The sequence below is a fragment of the Streptomyces sp. 4F14 genome, from assembly GCF_048159485.1.
Lineage (GTDB): Bacteria > Actinomycetota > Actinomycetes > Streptomycetales > Streptomycetaceae > Streptomyces.
In genome coordinates, this window is record NZ_JBLRVY010000027.1 from 57835 (window position 1) to 84372 (window position 26538).

The 26538-nt window shown below is 70.5% G+C and carries 28 protein-coding genes; 13 read left to right on the forward strand and 15 right to left on the reverse strand.

Annotated elements, in window-relative coordinates; translation table 11 throughout:
- On the reverse strand, positions 1–360 hold the full coding sequence (locus ACLZOT_RS36470; RefSeq protein ID WP_007383963.1) for an NADH-quinone oxidoreductase subunit A: 360 nt from the start codon (positions 358–360) through the stop codon (positions 1–3).
- A 668-nt stretch (positions 361–1028) separates the two neighbouring features.
- Between ACLZOT_RS36470 and ACLZOT_RS36475 the strand changes: the two genes are divergently transcribed.
- Positions 1029–1856 (forward strand): C40 family peptidase, encoded by an 828-nt coding sequence (locus ACLZOT_RS36475; protein ID WP_416973443.1) that lies wholly within the window; start codon positions 1029–1031, stop codon positions 1854–1856.
- Positions 1857–2050: 194 nt separating this feature from the next.
- Positions 2051–2683, forward strand: coding sequence for a peptide deformylase (gene def, locus ACLZOT_RS36480; protein ID WP_416973444.1), 633 nt, complete (start codon positions 2051–2053; stop codon positions 2681–2683).
- Between the two features lie 78 nt (positions 2684–2761).
- Here the strand turns inward: def and ACLZOT_RS36485 are convergent, their stop codons facing one another.
- Positions 2762–4075 (reverse strand): geranylgeranyl reductase family protein, encoded by a 1314-nt coding sequence (locus ACLZOT_RS36485; protein WP_416973445.1) that lies wholly within the window; start codon positions 4073–4075, stop codon positions 2762–2764.
- Between the two features lie 98 nt (positions 4076–4173).
- Here ACLZOT_RS36485 and ACLZOT_RS36490 point away from each other — a divergent pair, with 98 nt between their 5' ends.
- Complete coding sequence (locus ACLZOT_RS36490) at positions 4174–4698, forward strand: GNAT family N-acetyltransferase (protein ID WP_416973446.1); 525 nt, start codon at positions 4174–4176, stop codon at positions 4696–4698.
- A 111-nt stretch (positions 4699–4809) separates the two neighbouring features.
- Entirely contained in the window at positions 4810–5154 is a 345-nt protein-coding gene (locus ACLZOT_RS36495) for a PASTA domain-containing protein (protein WP_416973447.1), read from the forward strand.
- A 138-nt stretch (positions 5155–5292) separates the two neighbouring features.
- On the opposite strand, the gene ACLZOT_RS36500 is transcribed toward ACLZOT_RS36495, so the two are convergent.
- The 4 genes from ACLZOT_RS36500 to ACLZOT_RS36515 form a co-directional block, all read right to left on the reverse strand.
- On the reverse strand, positions 5293–5985 hold the full coding sequence (locus ACLZOT_RS36500; protein WP_416973448.1) for a demethylmenaquinone methyltransferase: 693 nt from the start codon (positions 5983–5985) through the stop codon (positions 5293–5295).
- 45 nt (positions 5986–6030) lie between these two features.
- Positions 6031–7107, reverse strand: a complete 1077-nt coding sequence (locus ACLZOT_RS36505) for an acyltransferase family protein (RefSeq protein ID WP_416973449.1) — start codon at positions 7105–7107, stop codon at positions 6031–6033.
- A gap of 47 nt (positions 7108–7154) precedes the next feature.
- Positions 7155–9434 (reverse strand): bifunctional polysaccharide deacetylase/glycosyltransferase family 2 protein, encoded by a 2280-nt coding sequence (locus tag ACLZOT_RS36510; protein WP_416973450.1) that lies wholly within the window; start codon positions 9432–9434, stop codon positions 7155–7157.
- A 130-nt stretch (positions 9435–9564) separates the two neighbouring features.
- Positions 9565–9999, reverse strand: a complete 435-nt coding sequence (locus ACLZOT_RS36515; protein WP_416973451.1) for a hypothetical protein — start codon at positions 9997–9999, stop codon at positions 9565–9567.
- A gap of 219 nt (positions 10000–10218) precedes the next feature.
- Here ACLZOT_RS36515 and ACLZOT_RS36520 point away from each other — a divergent pair, with 219 nt between their 5' ends.
- Complete coding sequence (locus ACLZOT_RS36520) at positions 10219–11259, forward strand: chitinase (RefSeq protein ID WP_416973452.1); 1041 nt, start codon at positions 10219–10221, stop codon at positions 11257–11259.
- A 12-nt stretch (positions 11260–11271) separates the two neighbouring features.
- On the opposite strand, the gene ACLZOT_RS36525 is transcribed toward ACLZOT_RS36520, so the two are convergent.
- The 3 genes from ACLZOT_RS36525 to ACLZOT_RS36535 all read right to left on the reverse strand — a co-directional run bounded on the left by ACLZOT_RS36525 (position 11272) and on the right by ACLZOT_RS36535 (position 13964).
- The gene (locus ACLZOT_RS36525) at positions 11272–11931 is read right to left on the reverse strand and encodes a hypothetical protein (protein WP_416973453.1); all 660 of its coding nucleotides are present in this window, start codon (positions 11929–11931) and stop codon (positions 11272–11274) included.
- A gap of 7 nt (positions 11932–11938) precedes the next feature.
- Entirely contained in the window at positions 11939–13138 is a 1200-nt protein-coding gene (gene mqnC / locus ACLZOT_RS36530; protein WP_416973454.1) for a cyclic dehypoxanthinyl futalosine synthase, read from the reverse strand.
- Positions 13139–13208: 70 nt separating this feature from the next.
- Entirely contained in the window at positions 13209–13964 is a 756-nt protein-coding gene (locus ACLZOT_RS36535) for a prepilin peptidase (protein WP_416973544.1), read from the reverse strand.
- An 87-nt stretch (positions 13965–14051) separates the two neighbouring features.
- Between ACLZOT_RS36535 and ACLZOT_RS36540 the strand changes: the two genes are divergently transcribed.
- Positions 14052–15038 (forward strand): DUF3824 domain-containing protein, encoded by a 987-nt coding sequence (locus ACLZOT_RS36540; protein WP_416973455.1) that lies wholly within the window; start codon positions 14052–14054, stop codon positions 15036–15038.
- A 9-nt stretch (positions 15039–15047) separates the two neighbouring features.
- On the opposite strand, the gene ACLZOT_RS36545 is transcribed toward ACLZOT_RS36540, so the two are convergent.
- Positions 15048–15896 carry a menaquinone biosynthetic enzyme MqnA/MqnD family protein gene (locus ACLZOT_RS36545; RefSeq protein ID WP_416973456.1) on the reverse strand — a complete coding sequence of 283 codons (849 nt, stop codon included), beginning with the start codon at positions 15894–15896 and terminating at the stop codon, positions 15048–15050.
- Between the two features lie 297 nt (positions 15897–16193).
- Here ACLZOT_RS36545 and ACLZOT_RS36550 point away from each other — a divergent pair, with 297 nt between their 5' ends.
- The gene (locus ACLZOT_RS36550; RefSeq protein ID WP_004984723.1) at positions 16194–16397 is read left to right on the forward strand and encodes a cold-shock protein; all 204 of its coding nucleotides are present in this window, start codon (positions 16194–16196) and stop codon (positions 16395–16397) included.
- Positions 16398–16509: 112 nt separating this feature from the next.
- On the opposite strand, the gene ACLZOT_RS36555 is transcribed toward ACLZOT_RS36550, so the two are convergent.
- Entirely contained in the window at positions 16510–17058 is a 549-nt protein-coding gene (locus ACLZOT_RS36555) for a helix-turn-helix domain-containing protein (protein WP_416973457.1), read from the reverse strand.
- Positions 17059–17134: 76 nt separating this feature from the next.
- Here ACLZOT_RS36555 and ACLZOT_RS36560 point away from each other — a divergent pair, with 76 nt between their 5' ends.
- The 3 genes from ACLZOT_RS36560 to ACLZOT_RS36570 are packed head-to-tail and all read left to right on the forward strand — an operon-like array spanning position 17135 to position 18831.
- Positions 17135–17842, forward strand: a complete 708-nt coding sequence (locus ACLZOT_RS36560) for an AzlC family ABC transporter permease (RefSeq protein ID WP_416973458.1) — start codon at positions 17135–17137, stop codon at positions 17840–17842.
- The gene (locus ACLZOT_RS36565; RefSeq protein WP_416973459.1) at positions 17839–18153 is read left to right on the forward strand and encodes an AzlD domain-containing protein; all 315 of its coding nucleotides are present in this window, start codon (positions 17839–17841) and stop codon (positions 18151–18153) included. The genes ACLZOT_RS36560 and ACLZOT_RS36565 overlap by 4 nt, the downstream gene beginning before the upstream one ends.
- 42 nt (positions 18154–18195) lie before the next feature.
- Positions 18196–18831, forward strand: a complete 636-nt coding sequence (locus ACLZOT_RS36570; RefSeq protein WP_416973460.1) for a class I SAM-dependent DNA methyltransferase — start codon at positions 18196–18198, stop codon at positions 18829–18831.
- Here ACLZOT_RS36570 and ACLZOT_RS36575 read toward each other — a convergent pair whose 3' ends face one another.
- On the reverse strand, positions 18832–19359 hold the full coding sequence (locus ACLZOT_RS36575) for a DUF6817 domain-containing protein (protein ID WP_416973461.1): 528 nt from the start codon (positions 19357–19359) through the stop codon (positions 18832–18834).
- 154 nt (positions 19360–19513) lie between these two features.
- On the opposite strand from ACLZOT_RS36575, the gene ACLZOT_RS36580 reads away from it, so the two are divergent.
- The 3 genes from ACLZOT_RS36580 (at position 19514) to ACLZOT_RS36590 (ending at position 22472) form a co-directional block, all read left to right on the forward strand.
- Positions 19514–20401, forward strand: a complete 888-nt coding sequence (locus tag ACLZOT_RS36580) for a LysR family transcriptional regulator (RefSeq protein WP_416973462.1) — start codon at positions 19514–19516, stop codon at positions 20399–20401.
- A 329-nt stretch (positions 20402–20730) separates the two neighbouring features.
- Positions 20731–21708, forward strand: a complete 978-nt coding sequence (locus ACLZOT_RS36585; protein WP_416973463.1) for an aminoglycoside phosphotransferase family protein — start codon at positions 20731–20733, stop codon at positions 21706–21708.
- On the forward strand, positions 21705–22472 hold the full coding sequence (locus ACLZOT_RS36590) for an SDR family oxidoreductase (protein WP_416973464.1): 768 nt from the start codon (positions 21705–21707) through the stop codon (positions 22470–22472). Before ACLZOT_RS36585 ends, ACLZOT_RS36590 begins: the two co-directional genes overlap by 4 nt.
- Before the next feature lie 25 nt (positions 22473–22497).
- Here ACLZOT_RS36590 and ACLZOT_RS36595 read toward each other — a convergent pair whose 3' ends face one another.
- The 3 genes from ACLZOT_RS36595 to ACLZOT_RS36605 form a co-directional block, all read right to left on the reverse strand.
- Positions 22498–22941 (reverse strand): hypothetical protein, encoded by a 444-nt coding sequence (locus ACLZOT_RS36595; RefSeq protein ID WP_416973465.1) that lies wholly within the window; start codon positions 22939–22941, stop codon positions 22498–22500.
- A 32-nt stretch (positions 22942–22973) separates the two neighbouring features.
- Positions 22974–24893, reverse strand: a complete 1920-nt coding sequence (locus tag ACLZOT_RS36600) for an AMP-dependent synthetase/ligase (RefSeq protein WP_416973466.1) — start codon at positions 24891–24893, stop codon at positions 22974–22976.
- A 231-nt stretch (positions 24894–25124) separates the two neighbouring features.
- Complete coding sequence (locus ACLZOT_RS36605; protein WP_416973467.1) at positions 25125–26447, reverse strand: acetyl-CoA C-acetyltransferase; 1323 nt, start codon at positions 26445–26447, stop codon at positions 25125–25127.
- Positions 26448–26538 lie beyond the last annotated feature (91 nt).

Sequence of the window (26538 nt, forward strand, 5' to 3'; positions counted from 1 at the left end):
TCAGTCCCATTCCAGGCCGCCGCGCCGCCAGACGTACGCGTAGGCGACGAAGACGGTGAGCACGAAGAGCAGCATCTCCACGAGCCCGAAGACACCCAGGGCGTCGAAGGTGACGGCCCAGGGGTAGAGGAAGACGATCTCGATGTCGAAGACGATGAAGAGCATCGCCGTCAGGTAGTACTTGATGGGGAAACGCCCGCCGCCGGCCGGCGTGGGGGTCGGCTCGATTCCGCACTCGTAGGCTTCGAGCTTCGCGCGGTTGTAGCGCTTCGGCCCGATGAGCGTGGCCATGACCACGGAGAAGATCGCAAAGCCTGCCCCGAGGGCTCCCAGTACGAGGATGGGCGCATAGGCGTTCACCGCTCCTCGCTCCTCTCAGTCGGCACTGACTGTTGGCGGGTTGCTAGGAAAAACGTTGGGGCTGTCGCCAAGATCGCGAACATGTGAAGCAGGTCACAAGCCCAACTGCCCCGCATCCTATGCCCGTCGCTCTGTGACTTGCGACACGGGGTATTGCACAAGCTTTGTGATCTCCACCACCTGACGAAGGATCATGAAGTCATATCGGCGCCGATCTTGGCACCAGGGGCTGCGAAGTGATCACGCGACGTGACATTTTCGCTCGTCAGTGACGGTCCGGAGGGGGAGTCTCTATATCAAGAGAGTTCCCTTGCATCCAAATTGGCCCTGGACGAGGGGGGTTGATAGAGGACCCCGTTCACACGTCGGAGGGAACCGGCGGAGGGGTGTGGACGCGTGCACACGTTCACGAGTGCCGGACGCAGCCGTTCCGGTAACCGTTCCGTGACCTGCGCCACATCGGAACGAGCCCCTCCGAAGCCAGGCTTGGCCAACGACCTCAACGGATGGTAGGCAGCGGGCAATTCGGACGTAACAGCGAAAGCCAGTGATCACAGCCCTGAACGCCCAGGTCCACAATGTCCGTTACGGCGTCAATAAAGGAACCGGTACACAGAAGTTGGGGCACCGATTGAACAAGTGTGGCGCAGGACACGTTCCTTGAAGGTATGGAGGAGCTCCTGATACCGGTTGTACCCATGTCCACCACCGCTCACATACGTAGCCACCGGAAGCCCCGCCGCAACGCGTCCTCGATCGCGGTGCGTGCCGGAGTCGCCAGTGGTGTCCTCGGCACGCTGGCCGTCGCCACCGCGGCGGGTTCGGCCAACGCTGCCGACGCGACGGTGACGCAGACGCTGGAACTGCCCACGCTGACCGCCGACCTGTCCGCGCAGGTCGAGCAGGCCGCGCAGTTCACGCAGCAGGCCGCGGCCAACTACCAGCTCCAGGCCGAGCGCGACTCCGCGGCCGCCGCTGCCGCCAAGGAGGCCGCGAAGGACCTGGACGCGGCGAAGAAGGCCGAGGCCAAGAAGAAGGCCGACGAGGAGGCCCGCAAGGCCGCCGCCGAGGCCGCCGTCTCCCGCTCAGAGACCCGCGCGAGCCTGAGCTCGGACTCCGGTTCCGTCTCGACGCCGGCCACCGGCAGCGTCGCGACCGTCATCGACTTCCTCAAGGCGCAGGTCGGCGACGCGTACGTCCTCGGTGGCACCGGTCCCAACGCCTGGGACTGCTCCGGACTCGTACAGGCCGCGTTCAAGCAGGTCGGCGTCGATCTGCCGCGCGTCTCCGAGGACCAGTCGAACTTCGGTACGGACGTCTCCCTGTCGAACCTCCAGGTCGGCGACATCCTGTACTGGGGCGGCAAGGGGTCGGCGTACCACGTCGGCGTCTTCATCGGCGGCGGGAAGTACCTCGACGCGGCGAACCCCTCCAAGGGGGTCGTCATCCAGGACCTGTCCGGGTACCCGGCGAGCGGTGCGGTGCGGGTGCTCTGACCCTGGGGTACTACCCGGGTAATACCCGAGGTGCAGGGCCGCAGCCGCCGCGTGTCTTTCCGGTGGGCAGCGGCCCTTCCTCGTACGGGACTTCCTCGTACGGGACTTCGGCGTACGGAACTTCGGCCGGGTCCGGCACGTTCCTCCCCTCGCGCTGATCGACGAGCGGTCAGCCCTCAGAGGGAGAGACAGACATGCCCAGCGTTTTCGTCCAGGGTCGCCCCGTCGACTCGTACCCCCGGCACGCCCCCGAGGCCCGGCAGGGGCGCGTCCTGCGCATCACCGAGGTCGGCGAAGAGGTCCTGCACAAGCCGTGCCGTGATGTCACCGAGTTCGGCCCCGACCTCGCGGCGCTCATCGACGACATGTTCCTGACGATGTACCTCGCGAGCGGCGCGGGCCTCGCGGCGAACCAGGTCGGCGTCGATCTGCGCCTGTTCGTGTACGACTGCCCCGACGACGAGGGCGTCCGCCACGTCGGCCACATCGTCAACCCGGTCCTCGCGCCCCTCCCCGCGGCCGGCCGCCGCCTCCTGGACGACGACGAGGGCTGCCTCTCCGTGCCGGGCGCGGTGATGGACGTACCGCGCCCCGACCTCGCGGTCGTCCACGGCTACGACAAGGACGGCGCCCCCGTCACGATCGAGGGCACCGGGTACTTCGCGCGGTGCCTCGCGCACGAGACGGACCATGTGAACGGGCACGTGTATCTGGACCGGCTGTCGAAGCGGGACCGGAAGGAGGCCCTGCGGCAGATGGCGGACCGCAGGGAGAGGGTGATGGCGCAGAGGGCGGCAAATGCAGAGGCGGTGGGGCAACGCCCTTAAGGGGCGCGGGGCTGTGTCCGATGTGCGGCTACCGCCGCGTGGGCGCGAGCAGCCCCCCACCCAGCCGCACCCGAGGTACTACGCCTTGGGCGCCACCTTGCTCAGCCCGTTGATGATCCGGTCCATCGCGTCACCCCCGGTGGGATCCGTCAGGTTCGCCAGCATCTTCAGCGTGAACTTCATCAACACCGGGTGAGTCAGCCCGCGTTGGGCCGCGATCTTCATGACCTTCGGGTTCCCGATGAGCTTCACGAAGGCGCGGCCCAGCGTGTAGTACCCCCCGTACGTGTCCTTGAGGACCTGCGGGTAGCGCCGCAGCGCGATCTCCCGCTGGGCCGGCGTGGCGCGCGCGTGCGCCTGGACGATGACGTCCGCGGCGATCTGCCCGGACTCCATGGCGTACGCGATGCCCTCGCCGTTGAAGGGGTTGACCAGTCCACCCGCGTCGCCGACGAGCAACAGGCCCTTGGTGTAGTGGGGTTGGCGGTTGAAGGCCATCGGCAGCGCGGCCCCGCGGATGGGCCCGGTCATGTTCTCCGGCGTGTACCCCCACTCCTCGGGCATGGACGCGCACCACGCCTTGAGCACCTCGCGCCAGTCCAACTCCTTGAAGGAGTCGGAGGTGTTGAGGACGCCGAGCCCGACGTTGGAGGTCCCGTCGCCCATGCCGAAGATCCACCCGTACCCGGGCAGCAGCCGGTCCTCGGCCCCGCGCCGGTCCCACAGCTCCAGCCAGGATTCCAGGTAGTCGTCCTCGTGCCGGGGGCTCTCGAAGTACGTCCGGACGGCGACGCCCATCGGCCGGTCCTCGCGCCGGTGCAGCCCCATCGCCAGCGACAGCCGCGTGGAGTTGCCGTCGGCGGCGACCACCAGGGGCGCGTGGAAGGTGACTTCGCGCTTCTCCTCGCCCAACTTCGCGTGTACGCCGGTGATGCGGCCGGTGCGGTCGTCGATGATCGGCGCCCCCACGTTGCACCGCTCGTACAGCCGTGCCCCCGCCTTCTGCGCCTGCCGGGCGAGCTGCTCGTCGAAGTCGTCGCGCTTGCGGACGAGTCCGTAGTCCGGGTACGACGCGAGCTCGGGCCAGTCGAGCTGGAGCCGTACGCCGCCGCCGATGATCCTGAGGCCCTTGTTGCGCAGCCAGCCGGCCTCCTCGGAGATGTCGATCCCCATGGCGACGAGCTGTTTCGTGGCGCGCGGCGTGAGGCCGTCGCCGCAGACCTTCTCGCGCGGGAACTCGGTCTTCTCCAGCAGGAGGACGTCGAGTCCGGCCTTGGCGAGGTAGTACGCGGTCGTCGAGCCGGCCGGTCCCGCGCCGACGACGATCACATCGGCGGTGTTCCCGGAGAGAGACGCGGTGTTTTCGGAGTGAGGATCAGTCACGACGGTCACGGCGGGATCTCCCCAAGTTCGGAATCTGCGTGCCGACCGGCACTGGACATGGGCAGTCTATTCAGCAGAATTGATCACCCGGCTGAAGGGTTGCCCCCGTGAACCTGGCTCTTCCCGTAGTACGGCTGCGTGTCCCCACCGACGAGGACGCCCTCGCCTGGCACCGGACCTTCGACCACCCGGAAGTCATGCGGTACCACGGGGGTAGGGCGGCAGAACTTTCGGAGTACGAGGAGCTGACGGCCCGCCAGCGGCGGCACGACGCCGAGCACGGCTTCTGCCTGTGGACCATGCTCGACCGGGAGGGCCGGGTGATCGGCTTCACCGGGGCTCAGCCGTGGCCCCTGGAGTGGGGTCCGGTGGGCGAGATCGAGATCGGCTGGCGGCTCGGCCGGGAGTACTGGGGCAGGGGGTACGTCACCGCGGCGGCGCAGATGACGCTGGAGCGGGTGCGCTCGGCGGGCGTACGCGGGGTGGTCGCGATGGTCGACGCCGAGAACGCGCGCTCCATCGCCGTGACCCGGCGGCTCGGGATGCGGCTCGGCGAGGTCTTCACCACGCCCGACGCCCGTCGCCAGGGTCACTGCTATCGCCTGGACCTCGAAGGCCGTAACTCTCAGTAGCCAAGCGCAGCGAAATTGTCGCACAGCGCTTCCGGACGGCACCCCTGGGCGGTTACCCTTCCAGTACCACTGGGGGTGACATCTGTGCTCATACCACCCAAAACACCCGAAGTGCACGTACCGCGTCTGGTCGGCCTGATGGCCATGGACGCCCGCGAGACAGCCCAGGCACACGGCGTCCTGCTCGCCGCCCCCGACCGCCCGGACTTCCTCCGCACGGTCGTGGACTACGTAGTACGCCAGTACCCCCCACCCGGCGTCGAGGTCCCCCGCGGGGCCGTCGTCTCGGTGTGGTTCGACTTCGGCGAGGGGGAGGGAGGGGGCGGAGCGGGCGTCCACGAACCCCGGATACCGCGCCCGGGGGGCGGCGGCTTCCAACGGGAGCTGGAGGAACCGGGAGAGCCGTACGCGGCGGTGGGGTACGGGGGCAGGGAGATGCCGATGGCTCTGAGGTAGGGCGGTACCACGCCCGATGGGCCGCAGGCCCTCCTAGGGGCGCGGGGCTGTGTCGATTTGCGGCTACCGCCGCGTGGGCGCGACCAGCCACAACCGGTCCGCAGCCGCGCAGCGATCCGCACACCCCACCCCGGAGCGTCACTCCTTGAATCCCCGGTGCAACGTCACAACCCCCCCGGTCAGGTTCCGCCAAGCCACCTTCGCCCACCCCGCCTCCCGCAACCGCGTGGCCAGCGCAGGCTGATCGGGCCAGGCCCGAATGGACTCGGCGAGATAGACGTACGCATCCGGATTGGACGACACCGCACGGGCCACCGGCGGCAGCGCCCGCATCAAGTACTCCGTGTAGACCGTCCGGAACGGCGCCCACGTCGGATGCGAGAACTCGCAGATCACGACCCGCCCCCCGGGCCGAGTCACCCGGTACATCTCACGAAGCCCGGCATCGAAATCCTGCACGTTCCGCAGCCCGAACGAGATCGTCACCGCGTCGAACGTGTCGTCCTTGAACGGCAGCCGCGTCGCGTCCCCCGCGGTGAACGGCAGCCACGAGTTCCGCCGCTTCCCGACCTGAAGCATCCCCAGGGAGAAGTCGCACGGCACGACATACGCCCCTGCCTGCGCGAACGGCAGCGAGGACGTGGCCGTACCGGCCGCGAGGTCGAGGATCTTCTGCGCCGGCCGGGCGTCCACGGCGCGCGCGACCTCCTTGCGCCAGCGCCGGTCCTGCCCGAGGGACAGCACGTCGTTGGTCAGGTCGTACCGTTCCGCCACGTTGTCGAACATCGAGGCGACTTCGTGCGGCTGCTTGTCCAGGGATGCGCGGGTCACCGTTTCATTCTTGCAGCCTCCCCCCGAAGAGCTACGGCAGGGACCTCAAGGCAGCAGCCGCGGCCGTTTCTTCCCCGCCACGTCCTCCACCCACCCGCACAGCAGCACGAACACGACGATCAGCGCCCACCCGACCCCGAACATGAACCACTGGCTCTCCAGAGGGAGCCACTTCTCGAACGCGGGGATGTCCCAGAACCGGTCGATCAGCGGCACCGCGAGGATGAGCGCGATCTCGTGCCACAGGTAGATCGTCACCGCGCGGGCGTTGAAGACGGTGACGACCCGGTCGAGCCGCCGGTGCCTAGCGAGCCCCGCGAGGTCGACCCCGAAGTACGACTTGGCGTACATCAGGAGAGTGACGTACCCGGCGGACCAGAACGCCTGCGCGAGGGGTATATCGTCGAGGTCGTACGACCCGGTCTCCCCCTGATGGGTGAGGGCGTACCAGCCCCCGAACCCGATCGCGGCCAGCGACAGCACGATCACGGCGAGCGGTCGTAGCCGGCGTAGTACCCCGTCCCGGTGCGCGAACCCGAGGACCCAGCAGAACAGGAACGTCGCGAGGTCGGTCAGCGCGTTGCCGAAGCGGTCGTCCGGTGGCTCCCACAGGAAGTGGAGGACGAGGATCGGCGCGAGGGCGGAGAGCAGGACGGCGACGGGGGCGAGCCGGAACACCTTGAGGAGGACCGGCGAGAGGAGGACGAACCACAGGTACGTCCGCAGGTACCAGAGGATCTCCCACGCCTGCTCGCCCCAGGCGTTGCCCGGCGGGTCCCCCAGAGGTACGACCCAGAAGACGATCTGCCAGCCCGGCATCCAGTCGTGGACGAGCATCGCGAGGACCACGAAGACGCCCCAGAACCAGAACGGCGGCAACAGCCTCCGCAGCCGGCTCTTGACGACCTTCAGCGCGGGCCGCTCAAGCGACTTCGCCATGAGGGTCCCGGCCAGCCCGAACATGATCCCCATGGAGGGGAAGACCATCCCGGCCCAGGCCCAGCCGAAGGTGTGGTAGGCGACGACACGGACGAGCGCGACGGCCCTGAGGGTGTCGAAGTACCGGTCTCTGGGCGGGTGTTGGAGTCCGACCTCACCTTCGTCGGCACCTCGCCGCGGCATCGCTTCCGTGACCGCCCCGACGGAACCCCCCTTGCGGTGCGCCCCCATCAGCTCGCCCCCGCCGGGGTCCCGACCTCGCCGGTCCGCTTCAGTTTCTGCCAGCGCAGCCGGCCGCCGGTCAGCGCGGTGATGCAGGAGTGGATGAGGACGAGGTACATCATCTGCCGGTAGGCGAGCTGCTGGAGCGGCATCATCCACAGGTAGCGGTACTGCTCCCGGTCGAGCCGGAACGCGTAGGCCGCGCACAGGAGTTGGACCCCGAGGACGGCGAACCAGGCGAGCAGGGCGGCCCGGAGGTCGACGAAGATCATCGAGTAGACGGTGAACACGTCGATGAGGGGCGCGAAGACGGGCGTGACGATCTGGAAGAGGACGACCAGTGGCATGCCGACCCGCCCGAAGCGGCCCGAAGGCCCCTTGTCCGTCAGGGACTTGCGGTGCTTCCACAGCGCCTGCATGGTCCCGTAGGACCACCGGTACCGCTGCGACCAGAGCTGCTTGAGCGAGCCGGGCGCCTCGGTCCAGGCCCTGGCGTGCTCCTGGTAGACGACCTGCCAGCCCGCCCGGTGCATGGCGATGGTGATGTCCGTGTCCTCGGCGAGGGTGTCCTCGCTCATCCCGCCGACCTGGAGCACCGCGTCCCGCCGGAACGCCCCGATCGCGCCGGGGATCGTCGGCATGCAGCGCAGCAGGTCGTACATCCGCCGGTCGAGGTTGAAGCCCATCACGTACTCGATGTGCTGCCAGGCCCCGATGACCGTGTTCCGGTTCCCGACCTTCGCGTTCCCGGCGACCGCCCCGACCCCGGGGTCGGCGAACGGCTGGACCAACTGGTGCACGGCGTCCGGCTCGAAGACCGTGTCCCCGTCCATCATGACGACGATGTCGCAACTCGCGCTGCGCACCCCGTTGTTGAGGGCCGCCGGTTTCCCCGCGTTCTCCTGCCGGATGACGCGTACGTTGTCCATGCCGAGCCGGGTCGCGGCCTCGCGGGCGATCTCCGAAGTCCCGTCCGTGGAACCGTCGTCGACGACGATGACCTCGATCGGGTGCGTGCTCTGGGCCAGCGACTCCAGGGTGTTGGCGATGCACTCCTTCTCGTTGTACGCGGGGACGATCACACTGATCCGCCGGGTGACCTCGGGCCCCCAACTGAACCTGCGCCTGTTGCGTTTGCGGTAGTGCCGCCGCGCGAGCACGAGCATCATCCCGAACCGGCCCATGACCGCGACGCCTACGATCATGAGGCCGGCGGAGAGCGTGGGCACGGTCCATTCGGCGAGCGTGACGGCGGCGATGAGGGCCTTGCCCTCGTAGAGGGTGACGCCGGTGGCCTCGCGGTGGGCGGCCTGGAGGGGGCTGGCGGTATCGCCGACGGGAGTAGTACCCGAGGGGGGCGCAGTACCCGTAGTACCCGTAGCACTCGCGCCCCCTCCCCCGCCCCCGTTCTCCTTCTCCAGTACCCCGCTGATCGTCGTGAACGTGTACCCCTTGGCCCGCATCCGCTCGATGTACTGCGGCAGCGCGGCGATGGTCTGGGACCGTTCGCCGCCCGCGTCGTGGAAGAGGACCGACGCGCCTTTCCCGTCCTCCGGCGTCGCCCACTGGATGATCTTCGAGACGCCCGGCTTCTTCCAGTCGTCGGAGTCGGTGTCGACGAAAACGCTGGTGTAACCGTCTTCTCCGAGTTTCTGGTAGACGGGCCAGCTGTAGTTGTCGATGGCGTCGGTCTCGGAGGAATAGGGCGCCCGGAAAAGGGTCGTGGTGATACCGGCGGCACCGGCCAGCGCCAACTGGGTCTGCTGCATCTCGCGATCGACGCGGGCGTCGGACTGATAGGAGAGGTCGACGTGGGTGAAGGTGTGGATACCGACCTCGTTCCCGTCGTCGACCATGTCCTTCACGATGCCGGGATAGCGCGACACCATCGAGCCGACCAGGAAGAACGTCGCGGGTATGTCGTACTTCCGGAGGATCTCCAGAACCTGGGGCGTCCAGGTCGGGTTGGGCCCGTCGTCGAAGGTCAGCGCGATCGTCCTGGCGGGGACGGAGACCGTGGTGGCCTGGCCGCCGCGGAAGGTGAGGATCGGCCCGCCGTCGAGGACCTTGTCGGGCACCTTGTCGGAGCTGGCGCCGGTCCGCACCCGCTCGTCGCCGCCGACCTCGGCGCGCAGATAGCCGTCGAGGAGCATCACGCTGGTCAGCGCGAGCAGGAGCAGCAGCGCGAGGATGACCCTCGGTTTCTGGAGCGCCGCCGCCTTGCCCGCCGCCCGGCCGATGCGGGAGGGGGCGCGGCGGCGGCCGCGGGGGGACGTCGTCGTAGCCATGTGGTGGTGCCTCTGCGTTCCGTTCGGTTCCGGTCCGTTCCGGTCTGTCGCCCTGAACTCCCGGGTTTCTGCGGCCAGTTCGCCAACTGCGGGCCGACCGGCCACAGTTGGGCCGGACGACCGGGTCCGGTCAGCCGGCCGAGGCGGACGGGGACGCGGACGGGGACGGGACGGCCGTCGGGCTGACCCCCGGGGGCAGCGCGGGCGGGGAGCCTGTGGGTACGCCCGTGGGAGCACCGGTCGGGGCACCGGCCGGGGCGCCGACCTGGTTGCCCCGGCCGCCCTCGGGGCCGAGTCCGCCGGGGCCCTGGCCCTGGCCGCCGCCCCGGCCGAAGGGCAGCAGGGAGGACGGGGTCAGCGCGGAGCCCCAGCCCATGAAGGCGGCGCCGAGGATCACGGCGTAGGCGAGGCAGCAGACGCCGACGAGGAGGCCGATCCGGCGCAGCGCCTTGGACCTGCGTCCGGAGCTGTCGACGAACACGGGTCCCTCGGCGGAGGCGGCGCCGCGTCTGCGTCGCCGGCCGCGAGTGGCCGCACGGCTTTCGGTGGCGGGCTCGGATTGCATTCCCCGGACATTAAGGAGCGTTTATGTGGACCAAACTCTGTCTTCCGTGTGAGAGACCCATGAGAAACGTCCGAACCTGTCCTTTTCCTGAGAGAAAAGGGAAACGACTGCGCGGGGCCCGTCCGGCACGGCAGGGTTGACCGTTCCGCCGGAAACCCTCCCTGTTTCGGCGCCGCTCTCTTCCCCGAGGCGGAAATCACGAAAGTGGGTGTTCACGCGATGCGGAGTTTCCTGGTGCCGCTGTCCGGACTGACCTGTCTGTGCGCGCTGGCCGTGGCGGGCTGCTCGTCCGACTCCGGTACGCCGTCGGACGCGGCGGCAGGTGCGGCGGAACCGGTCTCCTCACCTAGTCCCTCGGTATCCCCTACCCCTACGCCCGCCACCACGGGGTACGCCCCCTACGTGAGTGCTACGGAGGCGTCCGCCAACGACGCGGCGGGCTCCCCGGCGACGTACAACCTGGCGTTCGTGATCTCCGACGGCAGCGCGTGCACGGCGAAGTGGAACGGGACGACGGCCGTCACGGATACGGCGGTGAAGTCCCGGATCGCGAAGCTGACCGCCTCCGGTGCGAGCGTGCGGGTCTCCTTCGGCGGGGCCTCCGGCAAGGAGCTGGCGACGGTCTGCTCCAGCGCCTCGGAGCTGGCGGCCGCGTACGGGGCGGCGCTGGACGCGGCGGGTTCGACGCAGGCCGACTTCGACATCGAGGGCACCACCCTCACCGACAGCGCCTCGGTCGCCCTGCGCTCCCGGGCTGTCGCCCGACTCCAGAAGGAGCGCCCCGAGTTGGAGGTCTCCTTCACCCTGCCGGTGATGCCCTCGGGCCTCGACGCCGACGGCCTCGCGCTGCTCGCCTCCGCGAACAAGTACGACGTCCAGGTGGCCACCGTCAACATCATGACCATGAACTACGGCGAGACCTGGACCGGGGACATGGGCGACTACGCGGTCACCTCCGCGACGGCCGCGCACACCCAGCTGAAGTCCGTCTTCGGCACCACCGACGAGTCCGCCTGGCGCGGTCTGGCCCTCACCTCGATGATCGGCGTCAACGACATCGCGAACGAGACGTTCACCCTCGCCGACGCGGCCCAACTCCGGTCGTTCGCCGAGGAGAAGGGGATCGCGTGGGTGTCGATGTGGTCCACGTTCCGCGACCAGCAGTGCGCGTCGGGCGCCTCGGACCAGGACGACGCGGCGACCAACTGCAGCGGGGTGGAGCAGAGTTCGGGTGAGTTCGGCAAGGCACTCGCGGGGTGACGCGGCCGGGGTTCACCGACTCCGGTACAGCAGACGCCCGTTGACGACGGTGGCCACGCAGGTGGCGGCGCCCTTCGCGGTGAGGGCGGCTTCGTCGGGGACGTCGAACGCCGCGAGGTCGGCCCGTCCGCCGACGGTCAGGGGCGCGTGGACGGTGCCGGGAAGGTCGTAGCCCTCGGCGAACGGGTCGAGGTCGGGGCGCTCGCCGAGCAGCGGGCCGGGAGCCCCCTCGACGGAGACGACCGTCAGGCCCGAGCGGGCGATCGCCGGGGCCACGAGGGGGTCGGTGAAGCGGGCGCCGGGCGCCGCGACGGCCGTCGTACCGTGCGCCAGCATCCGCTGAATGCCACGCCGCACGCTGCCGGACCAGCGGGACTCCAGCAGATCCAGGGCGGCCAACTCCTCGCCCCAGAGGGGGAGTTCGCCCAGTTCGCCAGCCTCGCGCGGGTCGGGGTGGTAGCAGCGGCGCAGCAGCCACAGGGGGTGCCACTGGCGCAGGCCGGGGGTGAGGGTGCCGGGCCAGCGGCGGACCCGCGCACCCGGGGCGGCGGCCACGACGTCGTCGTACACGCCGAAGGCCGTGACGCGGTCGCCGTTCACCGCGACCGCGCCGTTCTCGATCGGGAGCGCCCCCGCCGGAAGCAGCAGGGGCGCGGTGTGAATCGTCAGCACCGTACGCCTAGTTGGAGGCCAGGATCTTCAACTCGGGGTGGGCCGTGCCGCCTTCGATCGCCGTGGAGGAGATGTGGGACATGACGCGCGCGTCGACCGGGTCGTTCGCCGGGTCGTCGTGGACGACCAAGTGCTCGTACGTCGTGGCGCGTTGGGCGGGGACGCGGCCCGCCGTACGGATCATGTCGATCATTTCCTGGAGGTTGGAGCGGTGCTTGGCGCCGGCCGCGGAGACGACGTTCTCCTCCAGCATGACCGAGCCGAGGTCGTCCGCCCCGTAGTGCAGGGTGAGTTGGCCCGCGTCCTGGCCGGTGGTGAGCCAGGACCCCTGGATGTGGGCGATGTTGTCCATGAAGAGGCGGGAGATCGCGATCATCCGCAGGTACTCGAAGATCGTGGCCTGCGTGCGGCCCTTCAGGTGGTTGTTCATCGGCTGGTAGAGGTACGGGATGAAGGCCCGGAAGCCGCCGGTGCGGTCCTGGACGTCACGGATCATCCGCAGGTGCTCGATGCGTTCGGCGTTGGTCTCGCCGGTGCCCATCAGCATGGTGGAGGTGGACTCCACGCCCAGGTTGTGCGCGGTCTCCATGATCTCCAGCCAGCGTTCGCCGGACTCCTTGAGGGGCGCGATGGCCTTGCGGGGGCGCTCGGGGAGCAGCTCCGCACCGGCGCCCGCGAAGGAGTCGAGGCCGGCGGCGTGAATGCGCTGGATCGCCTCCTCGACGCTCACCTTGGAGATCCGGGCCATGTGCTCGACCTCGGACGCGCCCAGCGAGTGGATCACCAGCTGGGGGAAGTCCTTCTTGATGGCGGCGAAGTGCTTCTCGTAGTACTCCACCCCGTAGTCCGGGTGGTGCCCGCCCTGGAACATGATCTGCGTCCCGCCGAGCTCGACGGTCTCCGCGCACCGGCGCAGGATGTCGTCCAGATCGCGGGTCCAGCCCTTGTCCTTGGCCGTGGGCGGGGCGTAGAACGCGCAGAACTTGCACGCCGTGACGCACACGTTCGTGTAGTTGATGTTCCGCTCGATGATGTACGTCGCGATGTGCTCGGTACCCGCGTACCTCTTGCGGCGTACGGCGTCGGCGGCGGCGCCGAGCGCGTGCAGGGGGGCGTCCCGGTAGAGGTCGAGCGCCTCCTCGGGGGTGATCCGCCCACCGGCTGCGGCACGGTCGAGGACGGGCTGGAGGTCGGCCTTCTCGGTCACCGGGCGTCCCTTTCGTAAGGGTTGTGGACGGACCGGTCCAGCGTACGCCAGAGGTATGAGGGGACTACGGTCAGGCCGTCCAGGCTCCCACCAGGACTCCCAGGACCGCCCCGCCGATCAGGAACGGCCCGAACGCGATGGTCGTACCCCTCCCCGACCTGAGGACCACGGCGGCCACTCCCCCGTAGACGGCTCCCAGGGCGAACCCGGCGAACGCCCCGAGCAGGACGGTGTCCCACCCGTACCACCCCAGTACGGCCCCGAGTCCGACCGCCAGTTTCGCGTCCCCGTACCCCATCCCCGCCGGGTTGAGCAGGTGCAGGACCAGGATCGCGGCCCCGAGGGCGACGGCCCCGAGCAGCGCGGTCGTCCACTGCCCGGCGTGCTCCGGGACCAGCGCGGCGACGCCCAGCAGGGCGGGTGCGGCTGCCCCGAGCCCCCAGGTCAGGGGGTCCGGCAGCCGTCGTACCCGTACGTCGACCGCCGCCGCGAGCACCCAGACGGGGGCGAGCAGGAGCCAGGCGGCGAGTTCGGGGCGGGGGCCGGTGGCCAGGGCGAGGAGGACGGCGAGGAGGGCGGTGAGTAATACGTAGGGGGTACGGGGTGAGTCGTAGGGGCCGCAGGTCGCGCACCGTGCCGGTCCCAGCCAGCCGCGCAGGGGGTGGCCTGAGGGGCACTCCCGCCGCCACCCCTCGGCCTCGGCGCTCGCGTCGTCCTCCGGGTCGTCCTTGAGGGGGACGGAGAACCGGTACGCCGCCCGGGGCAGCAGTCCGCCCGCCAGGGCGCCCCACACCGCCGCGCCGGCCGTCGTCCACAACTCGCTCACCACGGACCGATCCTCCCCCACGACCGGGCCGTGACTCCCCACGCTTCCCCCGGAAGAGCCCGACAACTCCCGTGTCATGATCCCGAGATGGACCTTCTCCCGATCAACGGAGCCACCCTGGCCTCCGAGCCGACCGTGCTCGCGTCGGTGCGGACCATCAGCGCGCAGTACGGCGTGGACTACACGGACGACCGGGCCGTGGCCGCGATGTTCGAGGAGCGGCGGGAGGCGCTGCACTGGAGCCAGCGGGGGCCGCTCGTCTGGCTCGGCGGGCTCGCGCTGCTGGTCGGCGGGGTGTGGCCGTTCATCGGCCCGGAGGTCCCGGCGCTCGCGGACAGCCCGGCGCTCGCCTACGGCCCGGCCGCGCCGGTCCTGGCCCTCGGGATCGGCTGCCTGACCGCCGTCCGGGCCCGCTGGAAGCGGGAGTTGGGGCATCCGGCACTGGTCGGCTACCGGCATGTCCTCGGCGTCGCCCGGTCGCGGGGGCTACCCGTGACGCATGTACCCGCCTGGCTGGAGGGGCGGTCGGAGTACGGGGGTACCAAGCCCACGGTCCCGGTGCCGAGGTACCGGCCGACGGGTGGCGAACCCTCTCATACCCCTAGTACTCCAGCGGGACCGTACGCCTCCGGGCCGTACGCTCCTCACCCCCAGGCCGCCGCGGGCCCCTATGGTTACCAGCCGCCCGGCACCCCGAACCCCTACGCCGCCCGCGCCTCCCGCACCGTCCCGCCGGTCCCCGGCTCCGTCGCCGCCTACGAGAAGATCGCCGACCAGGGCGGCTGGCACGACGAGGCCGGCTGCGCGTGCGTCATAGCCGCCCTGATCGGCGCCGCCTACGGCTGGTGGCAGGGCGTGACCCTCGGCTATCTCGCCCTGGTCCTCCTCCCCCTCGCGGTCTGGGTCTGGCTGGCCGGAAGCCGGCAGGGCAAGGAGAAGGAGCGGCTGCGCCGGGAGGCGCTGGCGTACGTCGAGACGGTCGCGCGGGCGCAGGCCGCGGGGGCCGCCGTACCCGAACTCTCGCCCCGGCTGCGGAAGTTGCTGGACGAGGAGCAGTGGCTCGGGCGGCGCTGAGCCGGGCTCTCAGGGGGTCAGGAGGTCCACCTTCACGTCCGCCGGGAAGCCCGTCGTCGGGCCGACCCGGCGGGCGAACTCCGCGACCGCCTCCAACTGGGGTGCGCCGAAGCGGAAGTCGAGGGTGGTGAAGTACCGCTCCAGGATCTCTTCGTCGAACTCCTCCCAGCGGGCGGCCTGTTCGGCGACCTTGCCGACCTCGTCGAGGGAGAGGTTGCGGGAGGCGAGGAAGGCGCGGTGGACCTCGCGGGTGAGCGCGGGCTCACGGTCGAGGTAGTCCCGGCGGGCGGCCCAGACGGCGAAGACGAAGGGGAGGCCGGTCCACTCCTTCCACAGCGTGCCGAGGTCGTGGACCTGGAGACCGTAGCGCGGGCCGTCGAGGAGGTTGGCGCGCAGGGCGGCGTCCCCGATGAGGACGGCGGCCTCGGCCTCCTGCATCATCAGACTCAGGTCGGGGGGGCAGGTGTAGTACTCGGGGGTGACCCCGTACCGCTCGGCGAGCAGGAGCTGGGCGAGCCGCACAGAGGTGCGGGAGGTCGAGCCGAGGGCGACGCGGGCGCCGTCCAGCCGGTCGAGGGGGACCTGCGAGACGATCACGCAGGACATGACGGGCCCGTCGCAGCCGACCGCGATGTCGGGGAAGGCCACCAGGTCGTCGGCGTTGCGCAGGAACTCGACGAGGGTGACCGGGCCGATGTCGAGGTCACCCTGCACGAGCCGCTCGCTGAGCTTCTCCGGGGTGTCCTTGGTCAGCTCAAGATCGAGCAGCGTGCCCGTTCTCGCGAGCCCCCAGTACAGGGGCAGGCAGTTGAGGAACTGGATGTGGCCGACGCGCGGCCGGGTGCGAGAATTGTCCACATCGCGAGGCTAGACCCCGGTCCGGTACGCTGCTGAGTCACCCCCTCCCTCCCCCGGCGTCAACCCATTGCTCGGGTGTTTCAAACCTCCGAGTGACGTGATCTTGACCTCTATCGCCTTCGGCTGCCTGCGTGCTAGGCTCGCCGCAAGTTGCAGTTTGGTTTCCCTTGCAGTACAGAGCCTGCGGAGCATGTGACCGCGGGCTCTCGACGTTTTCGGAAGTTTGCAGTTGTGCAGCACTGTTTTCACACTTGCAGGTTCTGGAGCAGGGCGACCCTTTGAGCCCAAGGAGGGCTTATGGCTACCGGAACCGTGAAGTGGTTCAACGCCGAAAAGGGCTTTGGTTTCATCGCCCAGGAAGGCGGCGGCCCCGACGTCTTCGTCCACTACTCCGCGATCAACGCCACGGGTTTCCGTTCCCTCGAGGAGAACCAGCAGGTTTCCTTCGACGTGACCCAGGGCCCGAAGGGCCCGCAGGCGGAGAACGTCACCCCGGTCTGATCGTCCGGGCGACTGCCGGAACCGGCAGCGTGATCGCAGTCTGAGAGCACCACCCAAGGAGCCCCGCGCCGTTCGGCGACGGGGCTCCTGCCTTTCGGAATTCATTTCCCGTTCACGTGTGCTGCATGACGAGCACGAACTTCGTTCCGGGCGCCGTCGCCTCGTAGGTGTGCGCCACATCTCCGCGATACGACAGATAATCCCCCGGACCGACCTCCACGCCTTCTCCGCGCGGCCCCGCTTTCACCCTTCCCTCGGCGACCACGATGTGTTCCACAGTGCCGGGAATATGCGGTTCGGATTCGCGTGCCGTGCCCGGTTCCAGCCATACGTAGTAAATGTCCCGGCGTGCTCCCGGAGGACTCGCGGACAACAGCGTCGCGAGATAACTGGACTGCTCGGAGTGGACCGTGGGCCCGTCCCCCGCACGGATGACCTGGACGGGCGGCGAGGGCGGCTCGACGAGCACGCTGAACGGGACGCCGAGCGCCACCGCCAGCGCCCAGATCGTCTCCATCCCCGGGTTGCCGTGGGCCGCCTCCAGCTGGGACAGCGTGGACTTCGCGATCCCCGCGCGCTTGGCCAGTTCGGACAGGGACAGCCCGGTCCGGGCGCGCTCCCGCTTCAGCGAGGCCGCGAGCCACTCCAGGGGTTCACTCACGCTTCCGCTCCGTTCGCTGTACGAGTACGACCGTTCGCCTTGACGAACGGCCGGGCCTGCGTTCATTTTAGAGAACATGCGTTTGCCACGCCGTACACCCCTGAGGGTTACCTCTCAGGTATCAGAGGCCGACCCCACCCTGCTGCGGGACGTCCTCCTCGTCTGCCTCGCCAGCGGGGTCGTCGGGGTCTCCTTCGGCGCGATCGCCGTGACAGGCGGCCTGCCGGTCTGGGTGCCGATCGTCATGTCCCTCGTCGTCTACGCGGGATCGGCCCAGTTCAGCGCGGTCGGCGTGCTCCTGGCCGGCGGCGGTCCGCTGGCCGCCGCCGCGACCGGGCTCGTCCTCAACACCCGGACCGTCGCCTACAGCCTCGCCGTCGCCGAGGACATCGGCCGCCACCGGCTCACCCGGCTGCTCGGCGCGCACCTGGTCACGGACGAGACGGTCGCCTTCACCCTCGCCCGGTCCGACCCGGCCCACCGCCGCGCCGCGTTCTGGACGTCCGGCGTCGCCCTGTTCGCGGTGTGGAACACGTCCGTCGTCCTCGGCGCGCTCGCGGGACAGGCGGTCGGGGACACGGCACGGTACGGGCTCGACGCGGCCTTCCCCGCGATCCTCGCGGCCCTCGTCGTACCCACCCTCCGCAAGGACTCCCGCGTCCGCGGGCCCGTCGCCCTCGGCGCGGTTCTCGCCCTCGCGGCGACCCCGTACCTCCCTGCCGGGGTACCGGTCCTCGTAGCTCTGCTGGGGCTCTTCCTGTACGTCCCCGAGGTGACCCGGTGAGTGCCACCGTCGCCGTAGTCCTCGTGCTGGCTCTCGGGACGTACGCCTTCCGGCTGACGGGGCCGGTGCTGCACGGCCGGGTGACGCTGCCGGCGCGGGTGCAGGAGCTGCTGTCCGCCGGGGCCGTCGTCCTGCTGGTCGCCATGCTGGCCACGGGGGCGCTGACCGAGGGCGGCGGGTTCTCGGGGTGGGCCCGTCCCGCGGGGGTACTGGTGGGGGTCGGGCTGGCCTGGCGGAAGACGCCGTTCGTGGTCGTGGTGCTGGGGGCCGCGGGTACTACCGCACTACTACGGGGGTTGGGGGTCGGGTGAACCTCCGGCCGTTGTCAGTGGCCCCGGTTAGGGTCACCCGCCATGACTGACTTCCTCACCACCACCCGCACCTTCTACGACACCATCGCCGAGGACTACGCCGAGCGGTTCCAGGACGAGCTGGCCGCCCGGCCGCTGGAGCGGGCCGTACTCGGGGTGTACGCCGAACTGGTGGGCGCCGGCGGGAAGGTGGCCGACCTCGGGTGCGGGCCGGGACGGTCCACCGGGCTGCTCGCCGGGCTCGGGCTCGACATGCGCGGGCTCGACCTGTCGGAGTCGATGCTCGCGGTGGCACGCCGCGAGAACCCCGGCATCCGCTTCGAGCAGGGCTCGATGTTCGACCTCCCCTTCGCGGACGGCTCGCTCGACGGCGTCATGTGCTGGTACTCGTCCATCCACACCCCCGACGCCGAACTCCCCCGCCTCTTCACCGGCTTCCACCGCGCGCTCGCCCCCGGCGGCCACCTCCTCCTCGCCTTCCAGGTCGGCGACGTCCCCCGCCACTACGACCGGCCCTGGGGGCACCCCGTCGCCATCGACTTCCTGCGCCGCAGGCCGGAGTTCATGGAGGGGGTGCTGAAGGAGGCCGGTTTCACGATGCTGTCCCGCACCGTCCGGGAGCCGCACGAGGACCTCGGGGAGAGCGCGCCGCAAGCCTTCCTGATCGCCCGGCGCTGATCACAGCACCGCGCGCACATCGCCCCGACAGGCCGGGGTGAGCAGCGACTCGCACCGGGTGAAGAGGACCAGCAGCTCGGGCCCCCACTTCTCCCGGAAGCCCGAGTCGTGGGCGGCCAGGTCGAGTTCGTTGGCGACCGTCAACTCCGCGAAATCGCGCAGGCGTCCGGCGTCGGGGCGGAAGGTCCGGCCGGTGAAGCGGTCACGGAAGGGCGCCCCTTCGCCGGTCAGGTGCGGATAGGTGGCCGCGCGGTCGCAGCTCGCGTAGAGGTGTACGGCCGCCTCCGCCTCCGCGCCGATCAGGTCGATGAGTTCGGTGCGGCGGTCCGGTGGGCGCAGGGGGTGCGGGAAGCCGTCGGTGCCGTAGAACGCGTGGGCCAGGCCCGCGAGTTGGAGGGCGTCGCGGGCTCCCCAGCCGGCCAGGCGGTCGTGGACGCGGTGCAGGTGGGTGAGGAGGGTGCCGCCGGGGTGAGGCATGGCGGCTGCGCCCAACTCGGTGAGTACGGCGGTCAGTTCCTGTCGGCTCATGGGTTCGGCCTTCCGCGGTGGAAGAGGGGTCGGCACCCGCTCCCTCCCGGGTGGGGAGCGGGTTGCCGCCGTGGGCCCGGGGAAATCGTCGTACGGGCACAAGGGGGAGTCAATCCTTGGGAATGATCGCCGGATCTTAGGGTTTGCTTGGGGTATGACGCTGGAGGATCTGCGGGTGTTCGTGGCCGTGTGCCGGGCCGGGAGTCTGAGTGCGGTGGCGCGGGAGGCGGGGTGCACCCAGTCGGCCGTGAGCCAGCATGTGAAGCGCCTGGAGCGGGAGTTCGGGGTGGCACTGCTGGAGCGGCGGTCCCGGGGAGTGGCGGTGACACAGGCCGGCCGGATCCTGGAGGCGGCCGCGCGGGACGGGATATCCGGACTCGACCTGGCCGTACGGGAATTGAGGGATCTCGTCGAGGGCGGGCGGGGGTACGTACGGCTCGCCACCGGCGCCACCACCGTGCGGCACTTCATGTCGGACGCGGTCGTCGCCTTCCGCGAGCGGCATCCGAACGTCAACCTCGAATTCCGTACGGTGAGTTCGGGGCGCGGCAGTTTCGACGCGCTCGCGGACGGCACCCTCGACCTCGCGTGGATCACGCTGGGACCCGCGGTGCGCGGCATCGAGCAGCGCCCCGTGGTGGAGCTGCCGTGGATGCTGGCGGTGCGCGAGGACGACGCGTTCGCGCGGCATACGTCCCTGTCCGCCGGGGAGTTGGACGGCGTACGGCTGATCCGGCTGCCCCCGAACTCCACCTCGGCCGCCCATCTGGACGCGGCCTGCGCCGAGTTGGGCGTGCGGTTCGCGTACGACACGAGTGTCGCCGACTGGGACACGGCCCTGCTGCTCGCGGAGGTCGGGGTGGGGCGGGCGGTCGTCCCGGCGCTGCCGGGGCTGGCGGTGCCCGGGGCGGGGGCGTTGCGGCTCGTACCGCTGCCCGATCTGCGCCCGCTGCCCGTGGGGTGGGCGATGCGGCGGTGGGAAACGCTGAGTCCGCCCGCGCGGGCGTTCGCGGACCTGGTGGTGGAGCTGCGGCAGGGGTGAGCGGACGCGAGGGGGTCGCCCGGGCCGTACAGGCGGCGTTCCCCGGGCCACGCCGACGAAGCTCCCCCGGCTCATACCGTCGGCGTTCCCCGGGCCACGCCGACGAAGCTCCCCCGAGTCATACCGGCAGCGCTCCCCCGAGCCACGCCGACGAAGCTCCCCCGGGTCATACCGTCGGCGTTCCCCGGAGGGCCACGCCGACGAGATTCCCCCGGGCCACGTCGGCGGCATTCGCTCCGGCCGCGCTCACGGCGTTCCCCGGCCCTGCCGGCAGCCCTTCTCGGACCGTGCCACGGCCTTCCCCCGGACCTCAGGGCTAGAGTGCCGGGATGATCGAGGTGCCCGAAGTCCTCGCCCGGACCACCGTCGCCCGTGAGGGCGCGGCCGGTGAGCGCTGGATCTGTGAACTGCCCGGGATCGTCGACGGGTTGCTCGACCGCTGGGGCTGCGTCGTCGACGGCGAGCTGATGTTCGGCGGGGTCGGGCTCGTCGTACCCGTGGTACCGGAGAGCCACCCGCCCGCCGTGCTGAAGGTCTCCTTCCCGCACCCCGGCAACGTGCACGAACCCGACGCGTTCGCCGCCTGGGCGGGGCGGGGTGCCGTGCTGCTGTACGAGCGGGACGACGCGCGGTTCGCGATGCTCCTTGAGCGGGTCGGGTCGTCGACGCTGGGCGAGAGCGGCGCCGACGAGGATCTCGTCGCGTCGGTCGCCGGGCAGCTCAGCCGGCGGCTCGCGGTGCCGGCGCCCGCCCAGTTGCCCCGGCTCAGTGACCGCGCCGACGAATGGGCCGAGCAACTCCATGTCGACGCACAGGAGTTGGCACACCACATCCCCGCCCGTGTCCTGGACTTCGCGCACGCCACGGTCCGGGACCTCGGCCGGGACCAGCCGGACACGCTCGTCCACGGAGACCTGCACGCCCGCAACATCCTGTGCGCCGAGCGCGAGCCGTGGCTCGCCGTGGACCCCAAGGGGTACGCGGGCGACCAGGGGTACGACGGGGCCAACTTCCTGAAGACGCGGGCGTTCTCGCTGCTGGCCGCGCCTGATCTGCGGGCGGCGGCGCTGCGGCTCCTGGACGTCTTCGGCGAGGCGGCCGGCGTGGAGCGGGAGCGGCTGCGGCGGTGGGCCCAACTGCACGCCGTGCAGGCCGCGTTCTGGGCGCGGCGGCACGGGTTCCGGGTGGCGCGGGGCGGGCCGGAGCTGGAGCGGCTCACGGCGTTCGCCGAGGAGTTGGCCGAGGTGCTGACGGACGGAAAAGCGTTTGCGGCGGCGCGCGGGCAGGCGGACGATCCTCGGCCATGACGACCACTTCCTCCCGTCCGCTCGCCCTGCTCACCGGAGTCGGCCGGACCGTCGGCATCGGTGCGGGGATCGCGGCTCAACTGGCCGATTCCGGCTGGGACATCGCGTTCACGCACTGGACGCCGTACGACGACCGGATGGCCTGGGGGCGGGAGCCGGGCGCGGCGGAGGAGATCGCGGCCGGGCTCGTTGCGCGGGGCGCGGCCGTGCACGCGGTCGAGGCGGACCTCGCCGAACCCGAGGCCCCGGCAAGGATCTTCGACGAGGTGGAGGAACACCTCGGCACGGTCTCCGCGCTGGTGATGTGCCACTGCGAGAGCGTCGACTCGGGGATCCTCGACACCAGCGTGGAGAGCTTCGACCTGCACTTCGCGGTCAACGCGCGGGCGAGCTGGCTGCTGATCCGCGAGTTCGGCCGCCGCTTCGACGCCCCGTACGGCACGGGCCGTATCGTCGCCCTGACCAGCGACCACACCGTGCACAACCTGCCCTACGGCGCGAGCAAGGGTGCCCTGGACCGCATCACGCAGGCCGCCGCCCACGAGCTGGCGCACCTCGGGATCACGGCGAACGTGATCAACCCCGGCCCGGTGGACACGGGTTGGATGGACGACGGGATCCGCGCGTCGATGCTCGCGCGAACTCCCCTGGGCCGTATGGGCACTCCGCGGGACACCGCGCACCTCGTCGGCTTCCTGTGCTCTGCGGAGGGGCAGTGGGTCAACGGCCAACTCCTCAAGAGCAACGGGGGGTTCGCGTCATAGCCACAAGCGCCACGGCCTCACGGCGTCACGGCGTCAGCGCCGCGTCGTACGCGTCCCGGTCGAACACGAAGGGCCCCAGCGGAAGTTCGCCCCACTCCTCGCGATGCGGCTGCCGGAACCCCGACCAGGTGACCGACGTACCCGTCACAGCGATCCGCGCCGTCAGTGGCCAGCACTCCCAGATTCCGCACGGGCAGCCGAGGACGAACGCGTCCGGGGCGGGCGTACGGAAGTGTTGCGCCGTGAACACCTCGACGTGCAGGCCCGCGTGCTGTTCCAGGAGGAAGCGTTCGACCTCCTCCTCGGTCTCGTCCGCCCAGTCCTCGGCGAGTTCCCGGCGCCACAACTCGCGGGTCGCGTCGGCGACTTGTGCGCGCAGGTCGCGGCCGTCGACACGGATGCCGCGCAGCGGGCCGGGCTCGCCGTCGAGGCGGTAGGAGAAGAACTCGATGCGGTTCACGGGCCTCATCGTCGCCGCCCCGGGCAGGACCCGCGACCCCTTTAACGCTGCTCGTACAGTCCCTCGACGACGTCCGTGAAGTCCCGCAGGATCGTCGCCCTCCTGAGCTTCATCGACGGCGTCAAGTGCCCTGCCGTCTCGGTGAAGTCGGTGGGCAGGACGGCGAACTTCCTGATGGATTCCGGGCGGGAGACGAGCTTGTTGGCCTCGTCGACGGCGCGTTGCAGGACGGCGTCCAACTCCTCGTCGCCGATGAGGAGTTCGGCGGGGACGGGGTGTTTGCCGTTCATCCGCCGCCAGTGGGTGACGCCTTCGGGGTCGAGGGTGATGAGGGCACAGACGTAGGGGCGGCCGTCGCCGAGGACCATGCACTGGGAGATCAGGGGGTGGGAGCGCAGCCAGTCCTCAAGTGGCGCCGGGGCGACGCTCTTTCCGCCCGCCGTGATGATCATCTCCTTCTTGCGGCCGGTGATGGTGAGGTAGCCCTCGTCGTCCAGCTCCCCTATGTCGCCGGTCGCCAGCCAGCCGTCGGGCGCGGCGGGGACGACGCCTCCGGCGGCCGGGTCCCAGTAGCCGCGCAGGACGTGGTCCCCGGCGATGAGGATCTCGCCGTCCGCCGCGATCCGGATCCGGGTGCCGGGCATGGGCCAACCGACCGTGCCCAGGCGGGGTTTGAGGGGTGGCGTGACCGTCGTCGCGCCGGTCGTCTCGGTGAGGCCGTACCCCTCGTAGATCTCGATGCCGGCGCCGAGGTAGAAGGAGGACAGGCGGCGGCCGAGCGGGGAGCCGCCGCAGATGGCGTGCCGGACCTTGCCGCCCATGGCGTTGCGGATCCGGCGGTAGACCAGGGGGTCGTAGAAGGTGCGGGCGGTGCGCAGGGCCGCGCCGGGGCCCGAGCCGGTGCCGGTCTTCTGTGCCTCGACGGCCTCGCCGTAGCGGCGGGCGACCGACACGGCGCGGTCGAAGGAGGTGACCCGGCCGCCCGCCTCGGCGCGGGCCCGGGCCACGTTGAAGACCTTCTCCAGCATGTAGGGGATCGCGAGCAGGCAGGTCGGTTTGAACGCGGCGAGATCCGGGAGGAGTTGCTCGGACTTGAGGCTCGGCGCGTGGCCGAGGCGGACCCGGGCGCGGACGGCGGCGATGGCGACCATCCGGCCGAAGACGTGGGACATGGGCAGGAAGAGCAGGACGGAGACCTCGATGCCCTGCGCCTTGAAGACGGGGTGGAGGAGTTCGATCGCGTTGTCCACCTCGGCGAAGAAATTGCCGTGGGTGATCGCGCAGCCCTTGGGTCGTCCCGTAGTACCTGAGGTGTAGATCAGGGTGCACAGGGTGTCGGGGATCAGCATCCCCCTGCGGATCTCCACCTCGGCGTCGGGGACGTGCGCCCCGGCCTCGGCGAGCCGCTCCACGTGCCCTTTCTCCATCACCCAGATGTGCCGCAGGTCGGGCAGCCGGTCCCGCTCGGGCCCGATCGCGGCGGCCTGCCCGAGGGTCTCGGTCACCAGGGCTACGGCGCCGGAGTCCTGAAGTATCCAGCGGACCTGGAAGACCGAGGAGGTGGGGTAGACCGGGACGGTGACGAGACCCGCGGCCCACGCGGCGAAGTCGAGGAGCGTCCACTCGTACGTCGTACGGGCCATGATCGCGACCCGGTCCCCCGGCACCAGCCCCTCGGCGATCAGCCCCTTGGCGACGGCGTGGACCTGGGCGGCGAACTGCGCCGCCGTCACGTCGCTCCAGCGCCCTTCGGCGTCGCGGCGGCTGAGGACGACCTGGTCAGGCGCCACCGCAGCGTTGTCGTACGGGAGTTCGGCGAGGGAGCCGTGGGTGACGGGCGGCGCGAACGCCGGTACGGCCGCCTCGCGGACGACTCCGTCGAGCCGCCGGACCTCGGGTTCGACGAGGGCGGGGGGAGCGCTGTCGGCGTAGTCGGCCGACGAGGGGTACGAGGTGGACACAGGCGGCTCCCTGGGCGCGCAGCGGAAATAACGCTTGCTGCAGGACATACGGGCCTCGTGCACCGAGGCGTTCAGAGCCTGGGGCACAGGCCCTGAGCCTTGGGGCCTCGGGGAAAGCGGTTACCGGCGGTCAGGCAAGGCGATCGTACGGTGCTGACGTGGGGGGCCTGTGAGGGTCGGGAGGTGGTCCGGGGGTGGGGCTGTGCAGTATCGAGGTTATATGAGGAAGTGTCACGTTCGCTCCAGGATCGCGGTCACCCCCTGCCCTCCGGCGGCACAGATGGAGATCAACCCGCGTCCGGGCGTGCCCCGTTCGGCCAGCAGCTTGGCGAGCGTCGCGACGATCCGGGCGCCCGTCGCCGCGAAGGGGTGACCGGTCGCCAGCGACGAGCCGGTGACGTTGAGCCGCTCGCGGTCGACCGGCGCGAGCCCCTGCTTCTCCCAGGCGGCCAGCGTCGCCAACACCTGGGAGGCGAACGCCTCGTGGATCTCCACGAAGTCGAAGTCCTCCATTCCCAGGCCCGTTCGCTCCAGCATGCGCGGGACGGCGTACGCGGGGGCCATCAGCAGCCCGTCCTCCCCGCCCGCCACGTCACCGCGGACGAAGTCCACGGCCGCCGTCTCGTACGCGGTGAGGTACGCCAGCGGCTCCAACCCCCGTGTCTGCGCCCACTCTTCGGAGGCGAGCAGCACGACCGCCGCGCCGTCGGTGAGCGGCGTCGAATTGCCCGCCGTCATCGTCGCGTCGGGGCTGTCGGTCCCGTACACCGGCTTCAGCCGGGCGAGTTGCTCCACCGTCGAGTCGGGGCGCAGGTTCTGGTCGCGCTTGAGGCCCATGAAGGGGACGACGAGGTCGGCGAGGAAGCCGCTCTCGTAGGCTTCCGCGAGCCGTTGGTGGCTCGCCGCCGCCAACTCGTCCTGTGCCTCACGGGTGATGCCCCAGGCGCGGGCGGTCACCGCCGCGTGCTCGCCCATCGAAAGTCCCGTGCGGGGCTCGGAGTTGCGCGGGATGTCGGGGACGAGATGGCCGGGGCGGATCCGCGCGAGCGCCTTGAGGCGGGCGCCCGTCGACTTGGCGCGGCGGGCCGCGAGCAGGATGCGGCGCAGGTCGTCGTTGACGCCGAGCGGGGCGTCGCTCGTGGTGTCGACGCCGCCCGCGACGGCCGAGTCGGTCTGGCCGAGGGCGATCTTGTTCGCGGCGGCGATGATCGCCTGGAGGCCGGTGCCGCACGCCTGCTGGATGTCGTACGCCGGGGTGCGCGCGTCCAGCTTCGAGCCGAGGAGCGTCTCGCGGGCGAGGTTGAAGTCGCGGCTGTGCTTGAGGACCGCGCCGGCGACGAACTCGCCCACCACGCCCGGGACATCGAGGCCGTGGCGCAGCGCGAGGCCGTTCAGGGCGGCCGTCAGCATCTCCTGGTTGGAGGCCGTCGCGTAGGGGCCGTCGGAGCGCGCGAAGGGGGTGCGGGCGCCGCCCATCACCGCGACCCGGCGGGCGCGCGGGGGCTCGACCGGGGGTGTGGACTCGCCGTCGCGCACCAGCTCCAGGGGACTCATCTCGACCTGCTCCTCACCCTTGACCTAGACTTACCCCAGGTAACCTTACTCCGGAGTAAGTAATTCCGCCGGGCCCGTGCGAGACTTGGGA